Source organism: Kitasatospora sp. NPDC048239 (assembly GCF_043202015.1).
GTDB lineage: Bacteria > Actinomycetota > Actinomycetes > Streptomycetales > Streptomycetaceae > Kitasatospora.
This window is the reverse complement of the sequence record NZ_JBICZP010000017.1, coordinates 76,023-94,341: the sequence shown is the minus strand read 5'-3', so window position 1 is coordinate 94,341 and position 18,319 is coordinate 76,023. Positions and strand designations below refer to the sequence as shown.

Below are 18,319 nucleotides of genomic sequence, written 5' to 3'. Positions count from 1 at the left end.
CCGCGAACCGACCCGCGCCCACCCCCCGTGACGCGCCTGTGAAGTGAGGACCCGTATGCACGCCGACGTCGAGCGGTTCAGCTTCGATCAGCGCAGGCACTTCCTGCGCGTGATCCAGCAGCAGGGCAGGGTGACGCTGCCGGCCGACGGCAACGAGCAGGTCGCCATCCTGCTGCACCACCTCCAGGCGCTCGCCGAGGACCTGATCGGCCCGTACGGGGTGCCGTCCCCGGCCTCCGGCGGCACGCTCGGGCCGGGCTTCCGGATCGACCGGCCGTCGCCGGACGGCGGGAGCGGCCTGCTGCGGATCGGCCGGGGCCGGTACTGGGTGCACGGCCGGGCCTGCGAGAACGATACCGAGGACCTGCTGTTCACCGCCCAGCCCGACCTGCCCGACGCCGGAGTGCCGAAGGACGGCACCCACCTGGCCTACCTGGACGTCTGGGAGCGGCACCTGTCGGCCGCGGAGGACGACACCATCCGGGAGGTCGCCCTCGGCGGCCCCGACACCTGCTCCCGCACCCGGCTGGTGTGGCGGGTCCGGCTCACCGCGGACACCCCGCCGGGGCGGGTGATGGACGCCGCCGACATCGCCGCCGGCTGGAGCGCCTGGGAGGCCTTCCTGCAACCCCCCGACCGGGGTCTGCTCGCCGTGCGGGCCGACCGCGGCCCCGGGCCGCTGGAGCCCTGCGCCGCCGACCCGGTGGCCGGCTACCTCGGGCCCGAGAACCAGCTCTACCGGGTCCAGATCCAGCGCGGCAGCAAGGACGGCGACCCGACCTTCAGCTGGTCGCGGGACAACGGCTCGGTGGTGCACCCGGCGGTGCGGATCGCCGGCACCACCGCCGTGCTGCGCGACCAGCCCCGGGACAAGCGCACCGCGCCGGCGGTCGGCAGCCTGGTCGAGGTGGTCGACGACCACGGCACGCTGCGCGGCACGCCCGGCCTGCTGGCCCGGGTCCTGGACATCGACGACGAGGGCGAGGAGTACGTCGTCCACCTCTCCACCGGCCCCGCCGAGCCGATCGGGGCCGACCGCCACCCGCTGCTGCGCCGCTGGGACCACCCCGACGTGGCCGGCGGGGGAGGCGTCCCCCGGCGCGCCGACGACGGTGCGCTGGTCGTCGAGGCGGCGGGCGGGGCGGGGTGGCTGACCCTGGAGGACGGCGTCCAGATCCGCTTCCGTCCGCCGTCCGGGACGGGCACGGTCTACCGCACGGGCGACTACTGGACGTTCCCGGCCCGGACCCTCACCGGCGACGTCGGCTGGCCCCGGGACGCGGACGGCCTGCCCGCCGACGTCCCGCCGCACGGCGTGGACCACGTGTACGGCCCGCTCGCCCTGGTCACCGTCGCCGACGGCCGGGCCACGGCCGTCCAGGACCTCCGCAGGGGCTTTCGGCCCACCCCCGTGTGACGGCCCACCACCGTGTGACGGCCGGGCAGGCAGGCGGCCCCGGGCGGCCGGCCCGCATCAGGCGGGCCGGCCGGGGCGGCGCGGTCAGCCCCGGAGGTGCGGCTCGGGGGCCCTGGCGGCGGAGGCCGGCGGCGGGGTCTGCCGGTAGAACAGGTCGATGTCGACCTCCTCGCCGCCCACGGTCAGGGTGTCCCAGACCCCGCTCGCGAGCAGGGTGCGCACAGTCTCGCCCTTCAGGGTGCGCAGGTGGTCGCGGAGGACGGTGTCGTCGGGCAGGCCGGGCAGGCGCGGCGCCAGCCGCTCCCGGATCGCCCGCAGCCGGACCATCAGCGCCTCGATGTCCGCCTCGACGTCCGCCTCGGGGTCGGCGCTCTCGGGCGCGGGCTGCTCGATGCTCAGGGCGATCCGGTCCTTGATGGCACAGCTGCCGCCCTGCTCGTCGGTCGTCACCATGGCGTTCCAGGCCCGGCTCTTGTGCCGGTACTGCAGCATCGACATCGCCGCCTCGTGCCGGACGAAGTCCGCGTCGCGGAAGGCCCGCCCGCGCCAGGCGCCGGTGAGCGAGCGGGCGAGCGAGATGGCCGAGGCCAGCCCGCTGTTGAGCCCGCGTCCCGGCCAGAAGTGGATCGCGTTGGCGGCGTCGCCGAGCAGGAACCCGTACGTCCCCGGGGTGCCGGAGGTCGGCGGGTAGAGCCGGGCGGTGAAGCGCGGCCGCTGCACCATGTCCAGCCGGAACCCGGTCACGGCGCTCAGGTCCTCCTCGGCGACGCCGAACAGGGCCAGGCCCTCCAGCACCCGCCGCCACAGCGCCGAGCCCTTGACCAGTGCGGGCAGGAAGAGCGTCCCGTGGGTGGCGCAGCGGAAGTCGCCGTCCTCGTTGCGGCCCATCAGGCACGGCCGCGAGGCGACGCACTGCTCGAACACGTGCCGGACGGGGTCGACCCCGATCACCTCGGCGGCCTCGGCGTCCGTCAGGCGCATGTTGAGGAAGCCCTCGCCGCGCAGGGAGTTCAGCAGGAAGCGGTTCTGGGCCACGGTCAGCAGGACGGACATCGGGTCGGTCAGCCCGGACTTCACCCGCAGCCCCAGCACGACGTCCTGGAGGTGCCGGCCGTCCAGCGAGTAGATCGAGGTGTCGGGGGTGCCGAACTTGTCGGTGAAGTACTCCCGGGTGCGCGAGCGGCCGCCCTCGCAGATGGCGAGCACCTGGTCCTCGGCCAGCTCCGCCCGCTGCTCGGCCGGGTCGAGGTTCGCGGGGACGAGCCGGATCCGGTCGGACTTCTCGTTCGCCAGCTCCAGCAGCACGTCCTCGATGTAGGCGATCCGGATGTTGCGCGGGGCGAATCCGCGCACGGAGTCCGGACCGGCCGGCCACATCTCGGAGTACGAGTCGGCGCCGAACAGGCGCTCCTGGACCTCCTCGGGGAGGTTCAGGTACTGGCGGCTCTGGACGGTCACGACCTGCTGGCGCCGGACGTTGCCCTGCGCCTGGGTCTTCCAGAGGACCCGTGAGCCGTCCTGGATCCAGCGGCCGTCGTACACCGTGACGGCCACCCGCCGGCCCAGCAGGTGCTCCAGCAGCAGGGCGAGGCCCAGGCCCACCGGACCGCCGCCCGAGACGGTGACGCGCAGGACGGGCTCGGCGGCCGCGGGGGCCACCAGCTCGGTGATCGTCTCCATCGCGTCGGTGACCTCGAAGCGGAAGACCTCGCCGCCGATCGTGATCACATCGCCGGACACCAGGACGTGGGAGGTCACCCGACTCCCGTTGACCAGCGTCCCGTTGCGGCTGCCCCGGTCGTACAGCACGTAGCGGCCCGCCTCGCGCAGCACCTCCGCGTGCAGACGGGAGGCGCTTCCGCTGGTGATCCCCACGCTGCTGTCGCTGCTGCGGCCGAAGGTGACCGGCCGTTCGCCGACCGGGAACCGCCGCCCGGTCAGGGGCCCCTCGCGTCCGATGATCGCAGCTGGCATGACCACTCCGCTCTCTGGGTCTGTCGGTACTCGTCCTCGACCGGCGGCCGGCCCGGGCGTTGTCGGCCACGGCCTGGGGCCGCCGGATCGGCTCTCGCCAACGTCGGCGCTGCGGACAGGGGTTCGGGGCGGGCGGTGGATCGGGCCGGTGCCCGGACGCGGGGGCGGCCGGCGGATCGGTCGGCGGATCGGTCGGAGACGGGGGCGGTCGGGGCAGGGCAGCGCCCGGGCGTCGTGGGACGCCCGGCCCGACCGGCGGCGCTGCTCCTCGAAGGGTCGGCCGGACGGCCGTTCGATCCGCTCCGGCCGTACGGGCTCGCCCCGTCGGCGCGCACGGTCCCGGACATCGACAGACCGACCCAACCGGTCACGGCCCCCACGCCCGTCACTCCGTGTGTCAGTCGACGGGCTCCAGGTTGTCGTCACGGGCAGCCGCGCGCAAGGCCGTGACGCCGGAAGTTGCCGAGCAGTTGCACGGCGGTGTTCTGGCGGAGACGCCGGGTCGGCGGTTCCGCCGCCCGCTCGGCGCACAGGGGCCCGGCCGCGTTCGGGAGTGCTCCCACGCGCCCCTCGGCACCCTGCACGCGCACCCCGGCACGCGCACCTCTGCACGCGCACCCCGGCACGCGCACCTCTGCACGCGCACCCCAGCACGCGCACCCCGCCCGGCAAGGCGCGGACGGGGCGGGCGGGGTGGCCGGGCAGGGGCGGTGCGGACGGGGCCTCGGACGGGCCGGTCAGGCCTTCTTGACCACGCTCGACTTGAGCTGCATCGGCCCGAAGCCGTCGATCCGGCAGTCGATGTCGTGGCCGTCGACCCCGTCGACCAGCCGGATGTTGCGCACCTTCGTCCCGGCCTTGATCCCCGAGGGGCTGCCCTTGACCTTGAGGGCCTTGACGACGGTCACCGTGTCGCCGTCGGTCAGCACATTGCCGACGGCGTCCCTGACCACCCGCTCCCCGGAGGCGTCCGCGTCGTCCGCGGCACCCTCGGCGGCCACCCACTCGTTGCCGCACTCGGGGCAGACCATGAGGGCGTTCATCTCGTAGGTGTACTCGCTGGAGCACTTGGGACAGGGGGGAAGGTTCTCACTCACCCGGGCAGAGTATCCGAATCCGGACACCGGCCCGGCCCGACCGGCCCGGCCCGCCTACCTGCGGTCGGCCTGACAGCTGTGCAGGAAGCGGTGCAGCAGCGCGGGCGGGGTGGGGAACGGCGTATGGCCGGCCGGGAGGTGGTGCCAGCTCACCGGATGGCCCCAGCCGAGCAGGGTGTCCCGGACGGCCGCGCCCGCCGAGGGCGGGATCACCCAGTCGTCGGCGCCGTGGGCGATCCAGACCGGGGTGGCCGCGTTGGCCGGGCTCCGGCGCTCCGCCAGGTGCGCGGCCAGGTCGGCCGGCAGGTACGGGGCGCTGAGGGCCAGGCCGGCCAGCGGGGACGGGTGGAGCAGACAGGTCACCAGGGCCATCACCGCGCCCTGCGAGAACCCGGCCAGCAGGACCCGGCCCGCCCCGGTGCGGCTGGTCTCGGCGTCCACCACCTCGTGCAGCCGCTCGGCCATGGCGAGGACGTCCGGCAGCCCGATCCGGTCCAGGCTGAAGACGCTCTGCGGGAACCAGGCGCGCACCAGCCGGCCGCCGCCGAGCCCGCCCGGCTGCTGGGGCGCGCGCGGGAACAGCCCCCGCGGGGGCCGGCCGGGCGGGCCGAGCAGCCGGGCGGTCGGGATCAGGGCGGACGGCTCCTGGCCCATGCCGTGCAGCCAGATCACGCTGGCGGGCGGCTCGTCCGCGTAGTGCGGCGGTCCCAGGGAGAGCTCGACGACGTCCAGCACCTGCGCTCAGCCCCGGGCCGCCGCGGCGGGGCGGGGAGGGCGTGGATCCGCCGGCCGGTGGAAGACCATGGACGCGTACTGGCCGCCGAAGCCGAACGAGTTCTTCAGCACCGTGCGGACCGGCCGCTCCACCGGCCGCGGGTTGGTCCGCACCGCGCACTCCGGGTCCGGTTCGACACAGGTCACCACCGGCGGCACGATCCCCCGGCAGAGCGTCAGCGCGGCCACCACCGACTCGACGATGCCGGAGGCGGCGGAGCCGTGCCCGGTCAGCGACTTGACGGCGCAGACGTCCAGCTCCGCCATCCGCTCACCGAAGACCCGGTGCAGCGCGCGGGCCTCGGTCAGGTCGTTGAGCCTGGTCGACGTGCCGTGCGCGTTGACCGAGTCGATCCCGGCGGTGCCGGTGCCCGAGCGCTCCAGGGCGGTCCGGATGACCCGTTCCACCGTCTCCACCTGCGGTGCGGTGATGTGCGTGGTGTCCACGGCGAGCCCCCAGCCGCCCACCACCGCGTGCACCCCGTCCACCCCGCGCCGGGCCGCGTGCTCGGCGGTCTCCAGGACGAGGGCGCCGGCGGACTCGTTGATGACCATCCCGGAGCGCCGCCGGTCGAACGGCATCGACGCCTGCGCGGGATCGCCCCTCCACCGGGAGAGCGCCATCAGCTGGTTGTACTGCGACAGCACGTACGGGGTGCTGCGCGAGACCGCGGCGGTCACCACGACCACGTCCACCGTGCCCAGCCGCAGCAGCCGGGCGGCCTCCGCGATCGCCCGCAGCCCGCCCGAACAGGTGGCCTCCAACCGGGTGGTGACCAGCGGGACGCCCAGCCGCTCGGAGACCTCGCGGGGGAACGCGGACACGTCGGTCGGCTCCGGCGGCAGCGGCCGTCCGTCCAGATAGGCGGCCACCGCCGACGGGTCGTCCCCGACGGCGGTCCGACAGGCCGCGACCTCCTTGAGGTGGACGGCGTAGTCCCGCGGGTCCGAGCCGCTCGGGCCCGGCCACACCCGGGACCAGACCAGACCGGCGGGCCGGGCGAGCGGCCCGGTGACACCGGCGTCGGTCAGCGCCTGGGCGACCGCGCAGTGCATGATCGTGTCGCTCCACGACCGGCCCGGCGCGCCCCAGCGCGCCCGCACCCGCTGCTTGACCGCCTCGGGGATGACCCCGGACACCCGGCCGCAGGGCAGGCCCGACACGTCGATCCGGTCCTCCGCGACGAGCCCCGACCGGCCGGCCAGGTTGGCCTCCCAGAAGGACTCCACCGTCGCGCCGATGGGCGTGACCACGCCCATCCCGGTGATGACGATCCGACTGTCCACGCTAGCTCCCCTTCACGATCACGGCGGCGCCCGCCGTCACCGCGTCCCGGCCGTGGCCGAGCGCGGTGACCAGGGCACCGGTGGCCCCGGGGACGGCGCGCGGCTCCCCGACGACGAAGTCCACGGCCCCGAGCGCCGGGTCCGGTTTCTGCAGCAGGCCGACGGGCGGCACCCGGCCCTGGCGCAGCGCCTCCACGGCGAGCACCGCGTCGATGAGCGCCGAGCACTCCAGGGCGTTGCCGACGGTGCCCTTGCTCGACGTGGTGGGCACCGCCGGGCCCAGCCGCGGGGCGACGGCCTCGCACTCGACCAGGTCCAGCTCGGGGGAGCCGGCGCCGTGCGCCCACCAGAGGTCGGCGCGGCTGCCCGGGTGCGCCAACACCTGCTCGACCACGGCCGCGGCGGCCGCGGACCGGTCGGCGGCGCAGAGCGTCTCGCAGGCGGCCAGCCCGGCGAGCGGGGCGGCGCCCCGGGCGCGGGCGGTGTCGGCGTTCTCGATCAGCAGGGCGGCCGCGCCCTGGCCGACGAAGGTGCCGGCCCGGTCGAGGTCGAAGGGGCCGGACCCGGGGTGGGGCTCGCGCCCGAAGCGCTCCTCCCGGTCGAAGGCCACGGCGGTGGTCAGCGGCAGCGGCGGGCTGACCCCCACCACCAGCACCCGGTCCAGCTCCCCACTCGTGATCAGCCGGACGGCCAGCGCCAGCGCGCCCAGCCCGCCGGCCCCGGTCTCGCCGTAGACGGAGAGGTTGGAGCCCTCGAAGCCCGAGGCGAGTGCGACGAACTGGCCGAGCTGGGACGGGATGCTCCGGATGTAGGCGTAGTCGGGCACCTCGTCGTAGAGCAGCTCGGCGATCGGCCGCTCGTCGCTCTGCGCCAGCACCGCGAGCCGCGGCAGGATCTCCGCCAGCTCGTCGGAGCCGTTGCTGCTGACGGCGACCACCGTGCCGCCGCGGGCGCCGTCCTGCGCCCCGGACTCCCAGGCGGCCTCCCCGGCGGCCTGTTCCAGCGCGGCGCGGGCGACCGCCAGGCCCCAGTGTGCGCCCGGGCTCGCGTACTTGCGGATGTTCTTCCAGCGGGCGCCCTCCGGCCAGGGGGCCAGGGCCGGGTCCACCGCGGCGACCGGCCAGGGCAGGCCGGCGCCGGCGGTGAAACGGGGCCGGCCGGCGTCCAGCGCCTCCCAGGTGCGGTGCACGCCCGCGCCGGCGGCGGTGAGCAGGCCGGTGCCGGTGATGGCGATGTCGGGCACGGCTGGCATCCTCCCGGCGCTCACAGGCTCTGGTGGTCGCCGAGGCTGTGGCCCCAGAGCCGGTAGCCGCCGTCCACGGTGATGGTCTGTCCGGCGATCCAGGAGGCCTCGTCCAGGCAGAGCATCGCGACGACGTCGGCGCTGTTCTCCGGGGTGGTCATCCGGTCGCCCGCCCAGGGCGTGACGGACTGCTCGTGGTGCACGCCCTTGTGGAGGTCGGGCCGCACCTTGAAGACGCCGGTCTGGACGAGGCCGGGCCGTACGCAGTTCGCGACGATCCCGTACGGCGCCAGCTCGTAGGACAGGTACTCGGTCAGCGACTCCAGCGCCGCCTTGGCCGCGCCGAACAGGGCGGCGCCCGGCACGATGCGGGTGGTGGTGGAGTTGGTGATGGAGATGAACCGCGCCCCCGGGCGGTCCCGCATCAGCGGGATGGCGTGCTTGGCGAGCAGCCAGGTCGAGCGGGCGTTGGTGTCCTGGACGAACTGCCACTGGCCGAGGGTGGCGTCCTCCAGGCGGGTGAACTTGGTGGCCGCGCCGTTGGCGACCAGGATGTGCAGGTCGCCGTGCTGCTCGCCGATGCCGGCCATCAGGTCCTCGATCGCCTCCGGTTCGGCGAGGTCGGCCTGGTGCAGCGTCACCGTGCTGCCCTGGTCGGCGAGTTCGGCGGCGAGCTCCTTGGCAGGTTTGGCCCGGTCCACGTAGTTGACGCAGACGGTGGCGCCCCAGGCGGCCAGTTTGCGGGTGATCCCGGCGCCGATGCCCCGTGAGCCGCCGGTGACCAGTGCCACCTTGCCCTTCAGCGGTTGGAAGCCAGTGCTGCTCATCGTGCTGTCCCCTCGTCGGAATGGGTGCCGGCTGCGGCGGCGGCCGTGGCGGCGGCCGTGGCGGGGCGGCGCAGCACCACCAGGCTCATCCGCCCGATGGCGTGGGTGCGCCCCTCGGCGTCGAACACCTTGCGGACCGAGTCGATCGTGCCGCGCCGCTCGTCGATCTCGGCCGAGCGCTCGGTCTCGGTGGTGAACCAGAAGGGCTGGTCCGGGTAGACCGGCCGCAGGAAGTCCCAGGTGAGCCGCCGCATCCCGACGATCGCGGCGGGCGAGCCGTGCTGGACGCTCCAGCCGGAGGTCACCGAGTGGAGGAAGCCGCCGGGGACGATCCGCTCCTGGCGGTCCAGCGCGCGGGCGAACGCGGCGTCGTCGTGGATCGGGTGCTTCTCGCCCATCAGGTCGAGCAGGTGGTCCATCAGCGCGCCCTCGACGACCAGCGGCCCGAACCGCCGGACGGGCGCGTCGACGAGGTCCTCCCAGTACTTGATGTCCGCGTTCCTGATGCCTGCGTTCGCGGCGTCCGCGCTCGCGGCGTCGGCCCCGGTCATGCGGACCGCCCCCCGCCCGGGCGGTTGCGCATCACCAGGCGCCCGCCGTCGACGGTGATGGTCTGGCCCTGGATGTAGTCGGCCTCGTCGCCGGCCAGGAAGGCCACCACGGAGCCGATGTCCTCCGGGACGCCCCAGCGGGTGCCCGCGCCGTCCTCGCCGAGCAGGTCGGCGACGGCCGTGGTCATGTCGGTGCGGACCTTGCCGGGGGCGACGGTGTTGATCCGGATCCCCTTGTGGCCGACCTCGGCGGCGAGGGCGCGGGTGAGCGCCTCCAGCCCGCCCTTGGAGGCCGCGTAGGCGCTCTGGCCCGGCCCGGGGATGCGCACCGAGTTCGAGGAGATGTTGACGATGCGCCCCCACCCCTGGTCCAGCATCACCGGCAGCGCCGCCCGGCTGGTCAGGAACGGCCCGGTGAGGTTGGTGCGCAGGACGTGCTCCCAGCCGGCCGTCCCGGTCAGCAGCAGCAGCCGGTCGTCGATCACGGCGGCGTTGTTCACCAGGACGTGGACTCCGCCGTCCTGTTCGGCGATCTCGTCGACCAGGGCGTTCACCCGGGCCTCGTCCGCGACGTCGGCGCGGTGCGCCCGGGCGCTGCCGCCGGCCGACTCGATCTCCTGGACCACCTTGGCGGCCTCGTCGGCGGCCTCGCGGTAGACCACGTGGACGCGGTGGCCGTCCCGCGCCAGGCGCAGGGAGACGGCCCGTCCGATGCCGCGCGAGCCGCCGGTGACGATGGCGACCCTGTGGTGCTCGGTCATCTGCGCTCCTCCTCGATCGGTGCCACCGCCTCAGACGGCGGCGGGCTCGATGGCGGCGAGCACCGAGCCGACGGACCGGCGGTGGGCGTCGGCCTCCTCGTTCCAGGCGTCGAGGTCGAACTCTCCGCCGAGCTTGCGGTTGACCTTGCGGGCGAGCTGGAGGAGGTCCAGGGAGTCGAGGCCGAGGTCGTCGACGAGCGACTGCTCGGGGGTGACGGCGAGGTCGCCGAGTCCGGGCTTGACCTCGATGATCAGCTCGACCAGCCGGGCGAAACGGGCATCACTGGATGTAGACATGACATCTCCTGGGTTCGGTGGGTCGGGACGGTGGTGCGGCGGGTGTGGCGGGCCCGGGTCGGGCCCGGGCCGGGCGGCTAGACCGGGTCCTGGTCGGACAGGGCCCGCAGGGCGGCCCGGTCGGGTTTCCCGGTGGGGCCCAGCGGGAGTTCGGAGTGGAAGGTGATCGCGGCCGGCACGTGCTCGGGGGTGAGCGCGGCGCGGATGTGCCGGGCCAGCCCGTCGGCGGTGACCCGGCCGCCGGGGCGCAGGACGACGGCGGCCCGGGCCCGTTCGGTGCGGTCCCCGGCGACCACGGCGAAGACCGCGGCCTGGGCGACCTCGGGGTGGGCCAGGACGGCCCGCTCCACCGCCTCGGGGTGGAGCTTGATCCCGTTGGTCTTGATCACGTCGGCGATCCGGCCGTGGACGCTCAGGTAGCCGAGCCGGTCCGTCCGGCCGAGGTCGCCGGTGTGCAGCCAGCCGTCGCGGACGGTCCGCGCGGTCAGGTCGGGGTCGGCCCAGTAGCCGAGCATCGCGTGCGGCGAGCGCACACAGATCTCGCCCACCTCCCCGGGCGGCAGCGTCCGGCCGTCCGGGTCGAGGATCCGGATCTCGGCGACCGTGGGCCGGCCGACGGTGGCCAGCAGGGCCGGGTCGAGATGCTCCTCCGGGGTCAGCCGGGTGACCGTCCCCGCCTCGCTCGTCCCGTAGGTCTGCAGCAGGACCGGCCCGAACAGCCGGACCGCCCTGGTCAGCCGCTCCGGAGAGGCCGGGCAGCCGAGGTAGTTGACCACCTTGAGGCTGGAGAGGTCGGTCGCGGCGGCGTCCGGGTGGTCCAGCAGCCGGTACAGCTGGGGAGGGCTGAGCGTCATCCGGGTGACCCGGTGGGTCCGGACGGCGCGCAGCACCTCGCCCGGCTCGAAGCCCTGGTGGAGCAGCACGGTGCCGCCGGAGGCCAGGGCGCCGTCGGCCATCACCCCGGCCATGTGGCTGAGCGGCAGGGTGACCAGGCACACCGACCGGAACTCCGAGGCCAGCCCCGCGGCGACGGCCAGGCTGCGCAGCCGGAAGGCGGACGCCACCCCCTTGGGCCGGCCGGTGGAGCCGCTGGTGTAGGTCACCACACCGGGCTCCTCGGCGAGTTCCTCCGGATCCGCCGGTCCTCCGCTCTCGGCGACCGGGTGGGCCGGGCCCCCGCCGTCGGCAGCCGGGTCGAGCAGGTCGAGCAGGTCGGGCCCGGTGGCGCCGAGCGAGGCGAGCCGCGGCGGGTCGGGCAGCCGGCTGCGGAGCCGGCGCGCCGTGTCGGCGTGCTCGGCGTCCACCGCCAGGACGGCCACCCCGCTCGGGGCGATCAGGTCCAGCAGGTCGTCGTCGGTGAACCGGCTCTGCGGGTCCACCGCGTTCGCGGTGTGCAGGTGCAGCGCGGTGGCGCCGAGCAGGTTCGCCGCGTACCGCAGCACCAGGGTCGCCGGGCTGTTGGTGACGGTCAGCACGCCGACCACCGGCCGCTCACCGCGGCCCGCGCCGCCCGCCCCGACCCCGTGGCTGCGCAGGACCCGCGCCGCCGACCTGATCGAGCGGGCCAGCTCCGCCGCCGTGACGGCGCCGCCCCGCCAGCGGACGGCGATCCGCTCGGGCGCGGCGTCGAACACCTCCAGCAGCCGCTGGACGTACCGGCCGTCCGCGGGCCCGGCGCCGCGGGCCCCGGCCGGGGCGGTGGCGCCGACCGTGCCGGTCTCGCTGGTCATCAGGGCCTCACTTCGCTTCGCCTCGACGGATCGGGGGTGTCCCGAGGGGGTGGGGCCCGGCGGGCGGGCCGGTCGAGGACCTCCCCGACCCGCCCGCCGCGCCCCCTCCACGGGGTCAGGCCGCGTGCATGACGTCGTACTTGGCCGCCTCGACGAACTGCGGCGCCCACTTGCGCTTCTGCCAGAGGCAGTACCGGTTGAGCAGGTCGGCGAACACGCCCATCGGACGCCGGAAGTCGACGATCACGATGATCCGCGGCTCCTCGCTCTCGTTGATCACCTCGTGCTCGTGCGAGACGTCGAGGACGGTGCCCTCGCCCTCCCGCCAGGTGTAGTAGTCCCGCTCCAGCCGGATCCGGGGCGGGTTGTCGGTGGGTATCCGCACGCCGAGGTGGTAGCGGAGGATCCCCGCGTACGGGTCCCGGTGCGGGGGCAGCGGCACCTTGGGGTCGAGGATGGAGACGAAGGCGTTGATCACGTTCGGCGTGGACTCCGCGAACGCGAGCAGCGACGGGAGTTCGGTGCGGGCCAGCTCGTTCGGCCGCCCGAACATGTACGCGTAGTACAGCTTCCAGTCCTCCGACACCTGGGCGGCCCGGACCGGGTCGAAGGTGCCGTACTTCGGGATGTTCCGGTTCCTGAGCAGCTCGTCGACCTCGGCCTGGAGGGTCGGGAAGACCGTCTCCAGCTTCCGCACCGCCGGGAAGACGGTGCGCGGGGGAATGATCCGCGGCCGGTCGTTCCCCGCCGCGCGGAGGAAGACCCAGTTGGTGATGGCCCGCAGTCGTGCACCGTTGACGCTGGGTGAACCCTTCATGGAATGCTCCCGGTTGTCGTGGTTGGGCGTCGGTGGTCCGATCAGTCGGCGGTCCGATCAGAGCGAGGGGGCCGGCTGGACCTCGCCGGCCCGGGCGGACGGGAGGACGCGGCCCGCGACGTACCGGCCGGTGCCGATCCCGCCCATCAGCAGCACCCAGCCGGCCACCGGCAGTGCGGTGAGCAGACTGCCGACGAGCAGCGGGCCGACGGCGCTCTGGGTGGCCTCGCCGACCACGCAGGCGCTCTGGTAGAAGCCGTGCTCGCCCTCGGCGGCGAGGGTCGCGGACAGCCCCCACTCGCCGGCGGCCTCCAGCAGCTCGCCCACGGTCAGCGCGATCGTCGCGGTGACCAGGACGGCCACCTGGACGCCGGTCGGCACATGGCTGACCAGGCCCAGCAGCACGCAGCAGGCCGCCGTCCAGACGGCCGAGCCCCGGAAGCACCGCAGCGCCCCTCCGGTGGTCGTGGCGAGCCGGCTCACCGGGATCTGGCCGCCGATCGTGATCAGGGTGTTGATCATGAAAAGCCACCCCATCGCGGACACCGGGACGTCGGTGTGCTCGGTGATCCACAGCGGCAGCACGGTGGTGAGCAGGGTGGTGTGCACGGTGAGGATCGCCGTGGACAGCGCGAGCAGCCCGCCGCTGCGCCGGGCGCGCGGCCGGTCGGCGTCCTCCCCGCCCGGACGCCCGGCCGCGGTGGCGGCCGCCGGTCCGGGCCGGGCGCCGAGCGGCGTCAGCAGGAAGCAGACGGCCATCAGCACGTAGACACCGCCGATCACCCCGTAGGCCAGGGCGTACCCGGAGGCGGAGTTCGCCGACAGCAGCCGTACCGCCACCAGCGCACCCAGCGCGAAGCCGACGTTGGTGACGGTGCGCGCCCAGGCGAGCCCCTTCACCCCGCTGCCGGCCGCGCCCGCGATCAGGCCCCGGCGCACCACGTTGCCGGCGCTGTCGAAGCCGCCGGCCGCGCACAGCACCAGCATCAGCAGCCACGGCGTGTGCACCTGGCCGGTGAGCGGCACCAGGACGGCCGTGCAGACGGCGGAGAGCGCCCCCGCCTGCCGGCCCAGGCCGCGGTCGATCAGCGCCCCGACCGGGAACGCCACCGCGACCGACGCCGCGCCCCACAGGGAGAGCGCCGTCGACGCGGCCAGCGTCCCCAGCCCGGCCGTCTTCAGCAGGTAGACCATCACGGTGGCGAGGAAGGTGCCCTTGCCGACGGACAGCACCAGGGTGGCGGCCAGCAGCCCGCCGGTGCCCTCCGGCGGGCGCGCGCCGAGCAGGGCGGCTAGTCGACGGCGCACAGTCCGCCCCGGCCCGCCTGCCACACCCGGGTGACGCCGTCCGGCGCCTCGATGTGGAACCGCATCTGCGCCAGGCACTGGTCGATGGTCTTCAGCATGCCGGCGTGGTCCGGCGCGCTGCCGCGCAGCAGGTCCATCCAGAGCGTGCCGCCCTCCGGCGCCAGCGTGCTGCCCACCGGGAACCGGGCGAGGTGGTCGATCACCCCGGGCTCCCGGAGGACGGCGTCCACGCCCTCGACCCGGCGCAGCACCCCGCCCTCCAGCGGCGGGTTGTTGAAGAACTGGAACTCGACGGTGTCCGAGCGCGCGGGGGCGACCGTGCCGACCGGCTGGCCGCAGGCCACCGCGATGCCGAAGGCCAGCCAGTCCGCCCCCGTCACCCGGCCGTACAGCTCGCTCTTGTACCCGCCGATGCGGCCGTTGACCTCGATCAGCCGCGGGCCGTCGGCGGTCAGCTTGACCTCGCTGTGGACCAGTCCGCGCCGCACGCCCAGTGCCCGGACGGCGTCCGCGGCCAGCCGGGCGATCGCCTCCAGCTCCGCCTCGGGCAGGTGCGAGGGGAAGAACGCGCCCACCTCGCGGAACGGGGTGATCATCGGCAGCTTGCCGCTGATCCCGAGGGTCTGCACCCGGCCGTCCTCCACCAGGCCCTCGACGGACACGTAGTCGGCGAAGTCGCCCTCGCCGCGGCCGCGCAGGAACTCCTCGACCACGAAGGGGCGTTCGGGGGTGGGCGTCAGGCCGGCGGGCAGCGCGCCGGGCTCCGGCACGTAGTAGGTGTCGCGGCTGCCCTGGCTGCGCGCCGGCTTGACCACCACCGGGCCGTTGTGGGCCGCGAGTTCGGCCAGCAGCTCGTCCCGGCCGGTCACCACGGTGCAGCGGACGGCGTCCACCCCGGTCTCGGCCAGCCGCCGCCGCTGGGCCCGCTTGTCGGTGAGCAGGGTGACGGTGTCGGGGTCGTGGAAGGACAGGCCCAGCCCGTCGCCGAGCTCGGAGATCAGCGGGACCATCGCCTCGCTGAAGGTCGTGACGCCGGCCGGGTGGTGGCGCCGCAGCTGTTCGACCGTCCGGCCCGGGTCCTGCGGGTCGCAGGCGAGGACGGGGCCGAGGGCCGCACACTCCGCCAGCTCCGGCTCACCTAGGGCGCCGGCCAGGGCCACGAAGACCGGGGTCTGCCCGCAGGCGGCCGCGGCCGCGGCGATCTCGGCAGGCCTGACGGCCGCGCCCGGGACGATGGCAACTACCACACTGGTCATGACTCACTCACACTCGTCGGGACGGATCAGGTACACGCGGTCCTTGAGCTCCTCGATGCGCTGCCGGTCGCGCCGCACGGCGTCCGCGGTGGCGCCGTGCATGAAGATCCTCATGGTGCTGGAGTAGAGGTCCACGGTCGGGCGTATCCGCCCGCCCGGCTCGATCTTGAGGTTGAGCCCGAACACCGTCTCCAGGCCGCCCAGTTCGGCCACCACCTGCTGGTCGACGGCCGTCACCACACCGGACAGCGCGGTGGAGGTGGTGGAGCAGACGGCCTCGCCGCGCTGGGTGTAGCGGCGGCCCGCGTACTCCGTCAGGAAGCGCCCGGGGTCGAGGTAGGCGAGCGCGGTCAGGGTGGCCTGGTTGCCGCCCGCGCAGGCGTCGTGGAACCCCGGGTGCATGTTCCCGGCGATCCGGGAGCCGACCTCCACCAGGGCGGGGCCGTCGGGGGTGAGGATGACCTCCGCGTGCGTCGGGCCGTAGTCCACGCCCAGCGCCGTCAGCGACCGGTCCACGTAGTCGATCAGGGCCGGCGCCGGGCCCTCGTCGGCGCCCAGCAGGTGCTCCCAGTCGTAGATGTTGCGCCCGTTGGGAAGCAGCCGCTTGTGGTACATCCACACCCCGCAGACGTAGCGGCGGCCGCCGTACGACACCATGTCGACGACGTACTCCGCGCCGTGCAGGTACGACTGGACCAGCGCCTCCCGGTTGGTCTCGCAGTAGATCGTGTCCGAGGAGAGGACGGCCTCGGCGGCCGCCCGCACCTCCTCGGCGTCGGCGCAGACGAACACGCCGTCGCCGGCGGCGGACTTGAGCGGCTTCACCACCACGGGGTAGGCCGCGGCGCGCTGCGCCCAGCCGACCAGGTCCGCCACCTCGGAGCCCTTGAACTGCTCGGCGCAGCGCAGCCCGGCCTCCCGCAGCGTCTCGATCATCAGGTACTTGTCCCGCCGGGCCTCGGAGAGCGGGGTTCCGTTGGTCGGCACGCCGAGCCGCTCCGACAGGGTGTCGGCGAGCGTCACCCCGGGCTCCTGGCCGGCCAGCACGCACACCGGCTCGTACTTGGAGAGCAGTTCGACGGTCGTCTCCACGTCCTCGTGGACGATGTTCGCCAGGTAGTCGCCCAGGTCGGGAGCCGGCATCGAGGGCATGAACTCGGGCGTGCTCTGCACGTGCACCGTCTCGGCGCCCAGGGCGATGAACTCGGGCGACAGGTACTTGCCCGAGGTGTAGGCATCGACCAGTACCACCACCGGTTTGTTGCGTGACAACGGAACTCCTCGTGCTCCTCGTGCGGTTGGTCCGATGGGCGGCTGGGGCCGGAAAGGGCTCGGGTCCTGGCGCTCTGCGGCTGTCAGGTGGAGGAGAAACCCCCGTCGACGAAGATGGTCTGGCCGGTCACGTAGGACGAGGCCGCGCTCGCCAGGAAGACCGCGACCCCGGTGAAGTCGCCCAGCTCGCTGTTGCGTCCGGCCATCGTGCGGCGCGCCATGGCCTCCGTCCGGACCGGGTCCCGGAAGACCGCCTCGTTCAGCGGGGTGTGGACGAAGCCCGGCGCGATGGCGTTGACGCAGACGCCGCGCGCCGACCAGGCCTCCGCCTGGGAGCGGGTCAGTGCGGTCAGCGCCGCCTTGGAGACCCCGTAGGCGCCGCTGTTGCCGAACGCCCGGACGGCCTGCTGGGAGGCGATGTTGATGATCCGCCCCCAGCCGTTCTCCGCCATCCGCGGACCGAACCGCTGGCCGAGCACGAACGGGGCGTCCAGGTTGGTGCGCAGCGTGCGGTCCCAGTCGGCCTCGGTCAACTCCTCCAGCGGGGGGCGGATGTTGACCCCGGCCGAGTTGACCAGGATGTCCGGGGCGCCGTGCCGCTCCAGCAGGGTGTCGGCGAGCCGGTGGGTGGCGTCGCGGTCGCCCAGGTCGGCGTCGATCCAGTCGGCGGTGCCGCCCTCGGCCCGCAGCGTGCGGACCGCCTCCGCCAGCGGCTCGGCGCGGCGGGCGGCCAGGACCACCTCGGCGCCGGCCCGGCACAGGGCCGAGGCGATCGCCAGTCCGATTCCCGAACTGCCCCCGGTGACCAGGGCCTGACGGCCCTTCAGGGAGAACAGGTCGTCGATGAACGCGTCCAAGGGTGGCTCCTTCGAAGGTGGCGGGACTCGCGGGCGGGCGGGTACTGCGCCCGGCCGGGCCTGAGGCCGCCCCGCGCACCGACCGCCGGCCTCAGGCCCGCTGGCGGGTGGGGCGCAGGCGGATGTCGTCGAGGTGGACGTGCTTCGGGCGACCGATCGCGAACCCGATGACGTCGGCGACGTCCTCGGGCGTCAACAGCGGCCCGTTCTCCTCGGCGATGGCCTCGAACCACGCGGCATCGTACCCGGCGGCGGCCTGGAATCCGGAGCGGACGAAGCCCGGTTCGATCAGGGTCACCCGGATGTTGTGCGTGCACACCTCCTGGCGCAGCGCCTCGACCAGCGAGTGCACGGCGAACTTGGTCGAGCCGTACACCGGGTTGGCCGCCGAGACCTGCCGGCCGACGGTGGAGCCGACGACCACCAGGTCCCGCACCCGGGCCCCGCCGTCCGCCTCCGCCTGCTTCACGAACTCGGCTGCGCAGGCGCGCAGTTGGCGCAGCACGGCGAGGTAGTTCGCCTGGACGAGCTCCTCCCACCTGGAGGGGTCGGAGCCCAGGACCGTCCCGGGCAGGCCCAGCCCCGCGGAGGCGACGAAGACGTCGGCCGGCCCCCACTCCCGTTCGGCCGCGGCGAGCAGCTCCTCGGTGTGGCCGGGCGCGGTGATGTCGCCGGCGAACGGGACCGTGCGGCCCGGCTCCTCGGCCAGCTCCGCGGTGAGTTCGGCGAGTCGTTCGGCCCGCCGCCCGGCGGCCACCACGCGGGCGCCCTGGCGGACGAGGTGGCGGGTGACGGCCCGTCCGATCCCGGAGGAGGACCCGGTGACGACGGCGATGCGTCCCTCTGTCATG

17 protein-coding genes are annotated in these 18,319 nt (G+C 74.5%); 1 reads left to right on the top strand and 16 read right to left on the bottom strand.

Annotation, left to right across the window (positions count from 1 at the left end):
- Positions 1-55 precede the first annotated feature (55 nt).
- Positions 56-1,417, top strand: a complete 1,362-nt coding sequence (locus ACGFZP_RS33150) for a DUF6519 domain-containing protein (RefSeq protein ID WP_392940034.1) — start codon at positions 56-58, stop codon at positions 1,415-1,417.
- A gap of 84 nt (positions 1,418-1,501) precedes the next feature.
- Here ACGFZP_RS33150 and ACGFZP_RS33145 read toward each other — a convergent pair whose 3' ends face one another.
- The 16 genes from ACGFZP_RS33145 to ACGFZP_RS33070 all read right to left on the bottom strand — a co-directional run bounded on the left by ACGFZP_RS33145 (position 1,502) and on the right by ACGFZP_RS33070 (position 18,318).
- Entirely contained in the window at positions 1,502-3,391 is a 1,890-nt protein-coding gene (locus ACGFZP_RS33145) for an FHA domain-containing protein (protein ID WP_392940032.1), read from the bottom strand.
- Positions 3,392-4,128: 737 nt separating this feature from the next.
- Entirely contained in the window at positions 4,129-4,488 is a 360-nt protein-coding gene (locus ACGFZP_RS33140) for a zinc ribbon domain-containing protein YjdM (RefSeq protein WP_392940030.1), read from the bottom strand.
- A gap of 54 nt (positions 4,489-4,542) precedes the next feature.
- Positions 4,543-5,223: an alpha/beta hydrolase gene (locus tag ACGFZP_RS33135; RefSeq protein ID WP_392940028.1), complete on the bottom strand. Its 681-nt coding sequence runs from the start codon at positions 5,221-5,223 to the stop codon at positions 4,543-4,545.
- Between the two features lie 6 nt (positions 5,224-5,229).
- Positions 5,230-6,549, bottom strand: a complete 1,320-nt coding sequence (locus tag ACGFZP_RS33130) for a beta-ketoacyl-[acyl-carrier-protein] synthase family protein (RefSeq protein ID WP_392940026.1) — start codon at positions 6,547-6,549, stop codon at positions 5,230-5,232.
- A gap of 1 nt (position 6,550) precedes the next feature.
- Positions 6,551-7,792, bottom strand: coding sequence for a beta-ketoacyl synthase N-terminal-like domain-containing protein (locus ACGFZP_RS33125; RefSeq protein WP_392940024.1), 1,242 nt, complete (start codon positions 7,790-7,792; stop codon positions 6,551-6,553).
- A gap of 20 nt (positions 7,793-7,812) precedes the next feature.
- Positions 7,813-8,619: an SDR family NAD(P)-dependent oxidoreductase gene (locus ACGFZP_RS33120; RefSeq protein ID WP_392940022.1), complete on the bottom strand. Its 807-nt coding sequence runs from the start codon at positions 8,617-8,619 to the stop codon at positions 7,813-7,815.
- Positions 8,616-9,170: a MaoC family dehydratase gene (locus tag ACGFZP_RS33115; RefSeq protein WP_392940020.1), complete on the bottom strand. Its 555-nt coding sequence runs from the start codon at positions 9,168-9,170 to the stop codon at positions 8,616-8,618. Before ACGFZP_RS33115 ends, ACGFZP_RS33120 begins: the two co-directional genes overlap by 4 nt.
- Entirely contained in the window at positions 9,167-9,931 is a 765-nt protein-coding gene (locus ACGFZP_RS33110) for an SDR family NAD(P)-dependent oxidoreductase (protein WP_392940018.1), read from the bottom strand. The genes ACGFZP_RS33115 and ACGFZP_RS33110 overlap by 4 nt, the downstream gene beginning before the upstream one ends.
- A gap of 30 nt (positions 9,932-9,961) precedes the next feature.
- Complete coding sequence (locus ACGFZP_RS33105) at positions 9,962-10,228, bottom strand: phosphopantetheine-binding protein (RefSeq protein WP_392940016.1); 267 nt, start codon at positions 10,226-10,228, stop codon at positions 9,962-9,964.
- A gap of 77 nt (positions 10,229-10,305) precedes the next feature.
- Positions 10,306-11,958 carry an AMP-binding protein gene (locus ACGFZP_RS33100; RefSeq protein WP_392940014.1) on the bottom strand — a complete coding sequence of 551 codons (1,653 nt, stop codon included), beginning with the start codon at positions 11,956-11,958 and terminating at the stop codon, positions 10,306-10,308.
- Between the two features lie 115 nt (positions 11,959-12,073).
- Entirely contained in the window at positions 12,074-12,775 is a 702-nt protein-coding gene (locus ACGFZP_RS33095) for an aspartyl/asparaginyl beta-hydroxylase domain-containing protein (RefSeq protein ID WP_392940012.1), read from the bottom strand.
- A 57-nt stretch (positions 12,776-12,832) separates the two neighbouring features.
- The gene (locus ACGFZP_RS33090) at positions 12,833-14,083 is read right to left on the bottom strand and encodes a hypothetical protein (protein ID WP_392940010.1); all 1,251 of its coding nucleotides are present in this window, start codon (positions 14,081-14,083) and stop codon (positions 12,833-12,835) included.
- Positions 14,068-15,339 (bottom strand): acetyl-CoA carboxylase biotin carboxylase subunit family protein, encoded by a 1,272-nt coding sequence (locus ACGFZP_RS33085; RefSeq protein WP_392940008.1) that lies wholly within the window; start codon positions 15,337-15,339, stop codon positions 14,068-14,070. Before ACGFZP_RS33085 ends, ACGFZP_RS33090 begins: the two co-directional genes overlap by 16 nt.
- Before the next feature lie 3 nt (positions 15,340-15,342).
- Positions 15,343-16,611, bottom strand: a complete 1,269-nt coding sequence (locus tag ACGFZP_RS33080; RefSeq protein WP_392940006.1) for an ATP-grasp domain-containing protein — start codon at positions 16,609-16,611, stop codon at positions 15,343-15,345.
- 83 nt (positions 16,612-16,694) lie between these two features.
- Positions 16,695-17,468 (bottom strand): SDR family NAD(P)-dependent oxidoreductase, encoded by a 774-nt coding sequence (locus ACGFZP_RS33075; protein ID WP_392940004.1) that lies wholly within the window; start codon positions 17,466-17,468, stop codon positions 16,695-16,697.
- A 91-nt stretch (positions 17,469-17,559) separates the two neighbouring features.
- Positions 17,560-18,318 carry an SDR family oxidoreductase gene (locus ACGFZP_RS33070; protein WP_392940002.1) on the bottom strand — a complete coding sequence of 253 codons (759 nt, stop codon included), beginning with the start codon at positions 18,316-18,318 and terminating at the stop codon, positions 17,560-17,562.
- Position 18,319 lies beyond the last annotated feature (1 nt).

Coding starts and splice junctions, on each gene's coding strand:
- ACGFZP_RS33120 (WP_392940022.1), bottom strand. CDS start 8,619: ATGAGCAGCACTGGCTTCCAACCGCTGAAGGGCAAGGTGGCACTGGTC.
- ACGFZP_RS33150 (WP_392940034.1), top strand. CDS start 56: ATGCACGCCGACGTCGAGCGGTTCAGCTTCGATCAGCGCAGGCACTTC.
- ACGFZP_RS33105 (WP_392940016.1), bottom strand. CDS start 10,228: ATGTCTACATCCAGTGATGCCCGTTTCGCCCGGCTGGTCGAGCTGATC.
- ACGFZP_RS33100 (WP_392940014.1), bottom strand. CDS start 11,958: ATGACCAGCGAGACCGGCACGGTCGGCGCCACCGCCCCGGCCGGGGCC.
- ACGFZP_RS33070 (WP_392940002.1), bottom strand. CDS start 18,318: ATGACAGAGGGACGCATCGCCGTCGTCACCGGGTCCTCCTCCGGGATC.
- ACGFZP_RS33110 (WP_392940018.1), bottom strand. CDS start 9,931: ATGACCGAGCACCACAGGGTCGCCATCGTCACCGGCGGCTCGCGCGGC.
- ACGFZP_RS33085 (WP_392940008.1), bottom strand. CDS start 15,339: ATGACCAGTGTGGTAGTTGCCATCGTCCCGGGCGCGGCCGTCAGGCCT.
- ACGFZP_RS33145 (WP_392940032.1), bottom strand. CDS start 3,391: ATGCCAGCTGCGATCATCGGACGCGAGGGGCCCCTGACCGGGCGGCGG.
- ACGFZP_RS33115 (WP_392940020.1), bottom strand. CDS start 9,170: ATGACCGGGGCCGACGCCGCGAGCGCGGACGCCGCGAACGCAGGCATC.
- ACGFZP_RS33095 (WP_392940012.1), bottom strand. CDS start 12,775: ATGAAGGGTTCACCCAGCGTCAACGGTGCACGACTGCGGGCCATCACC.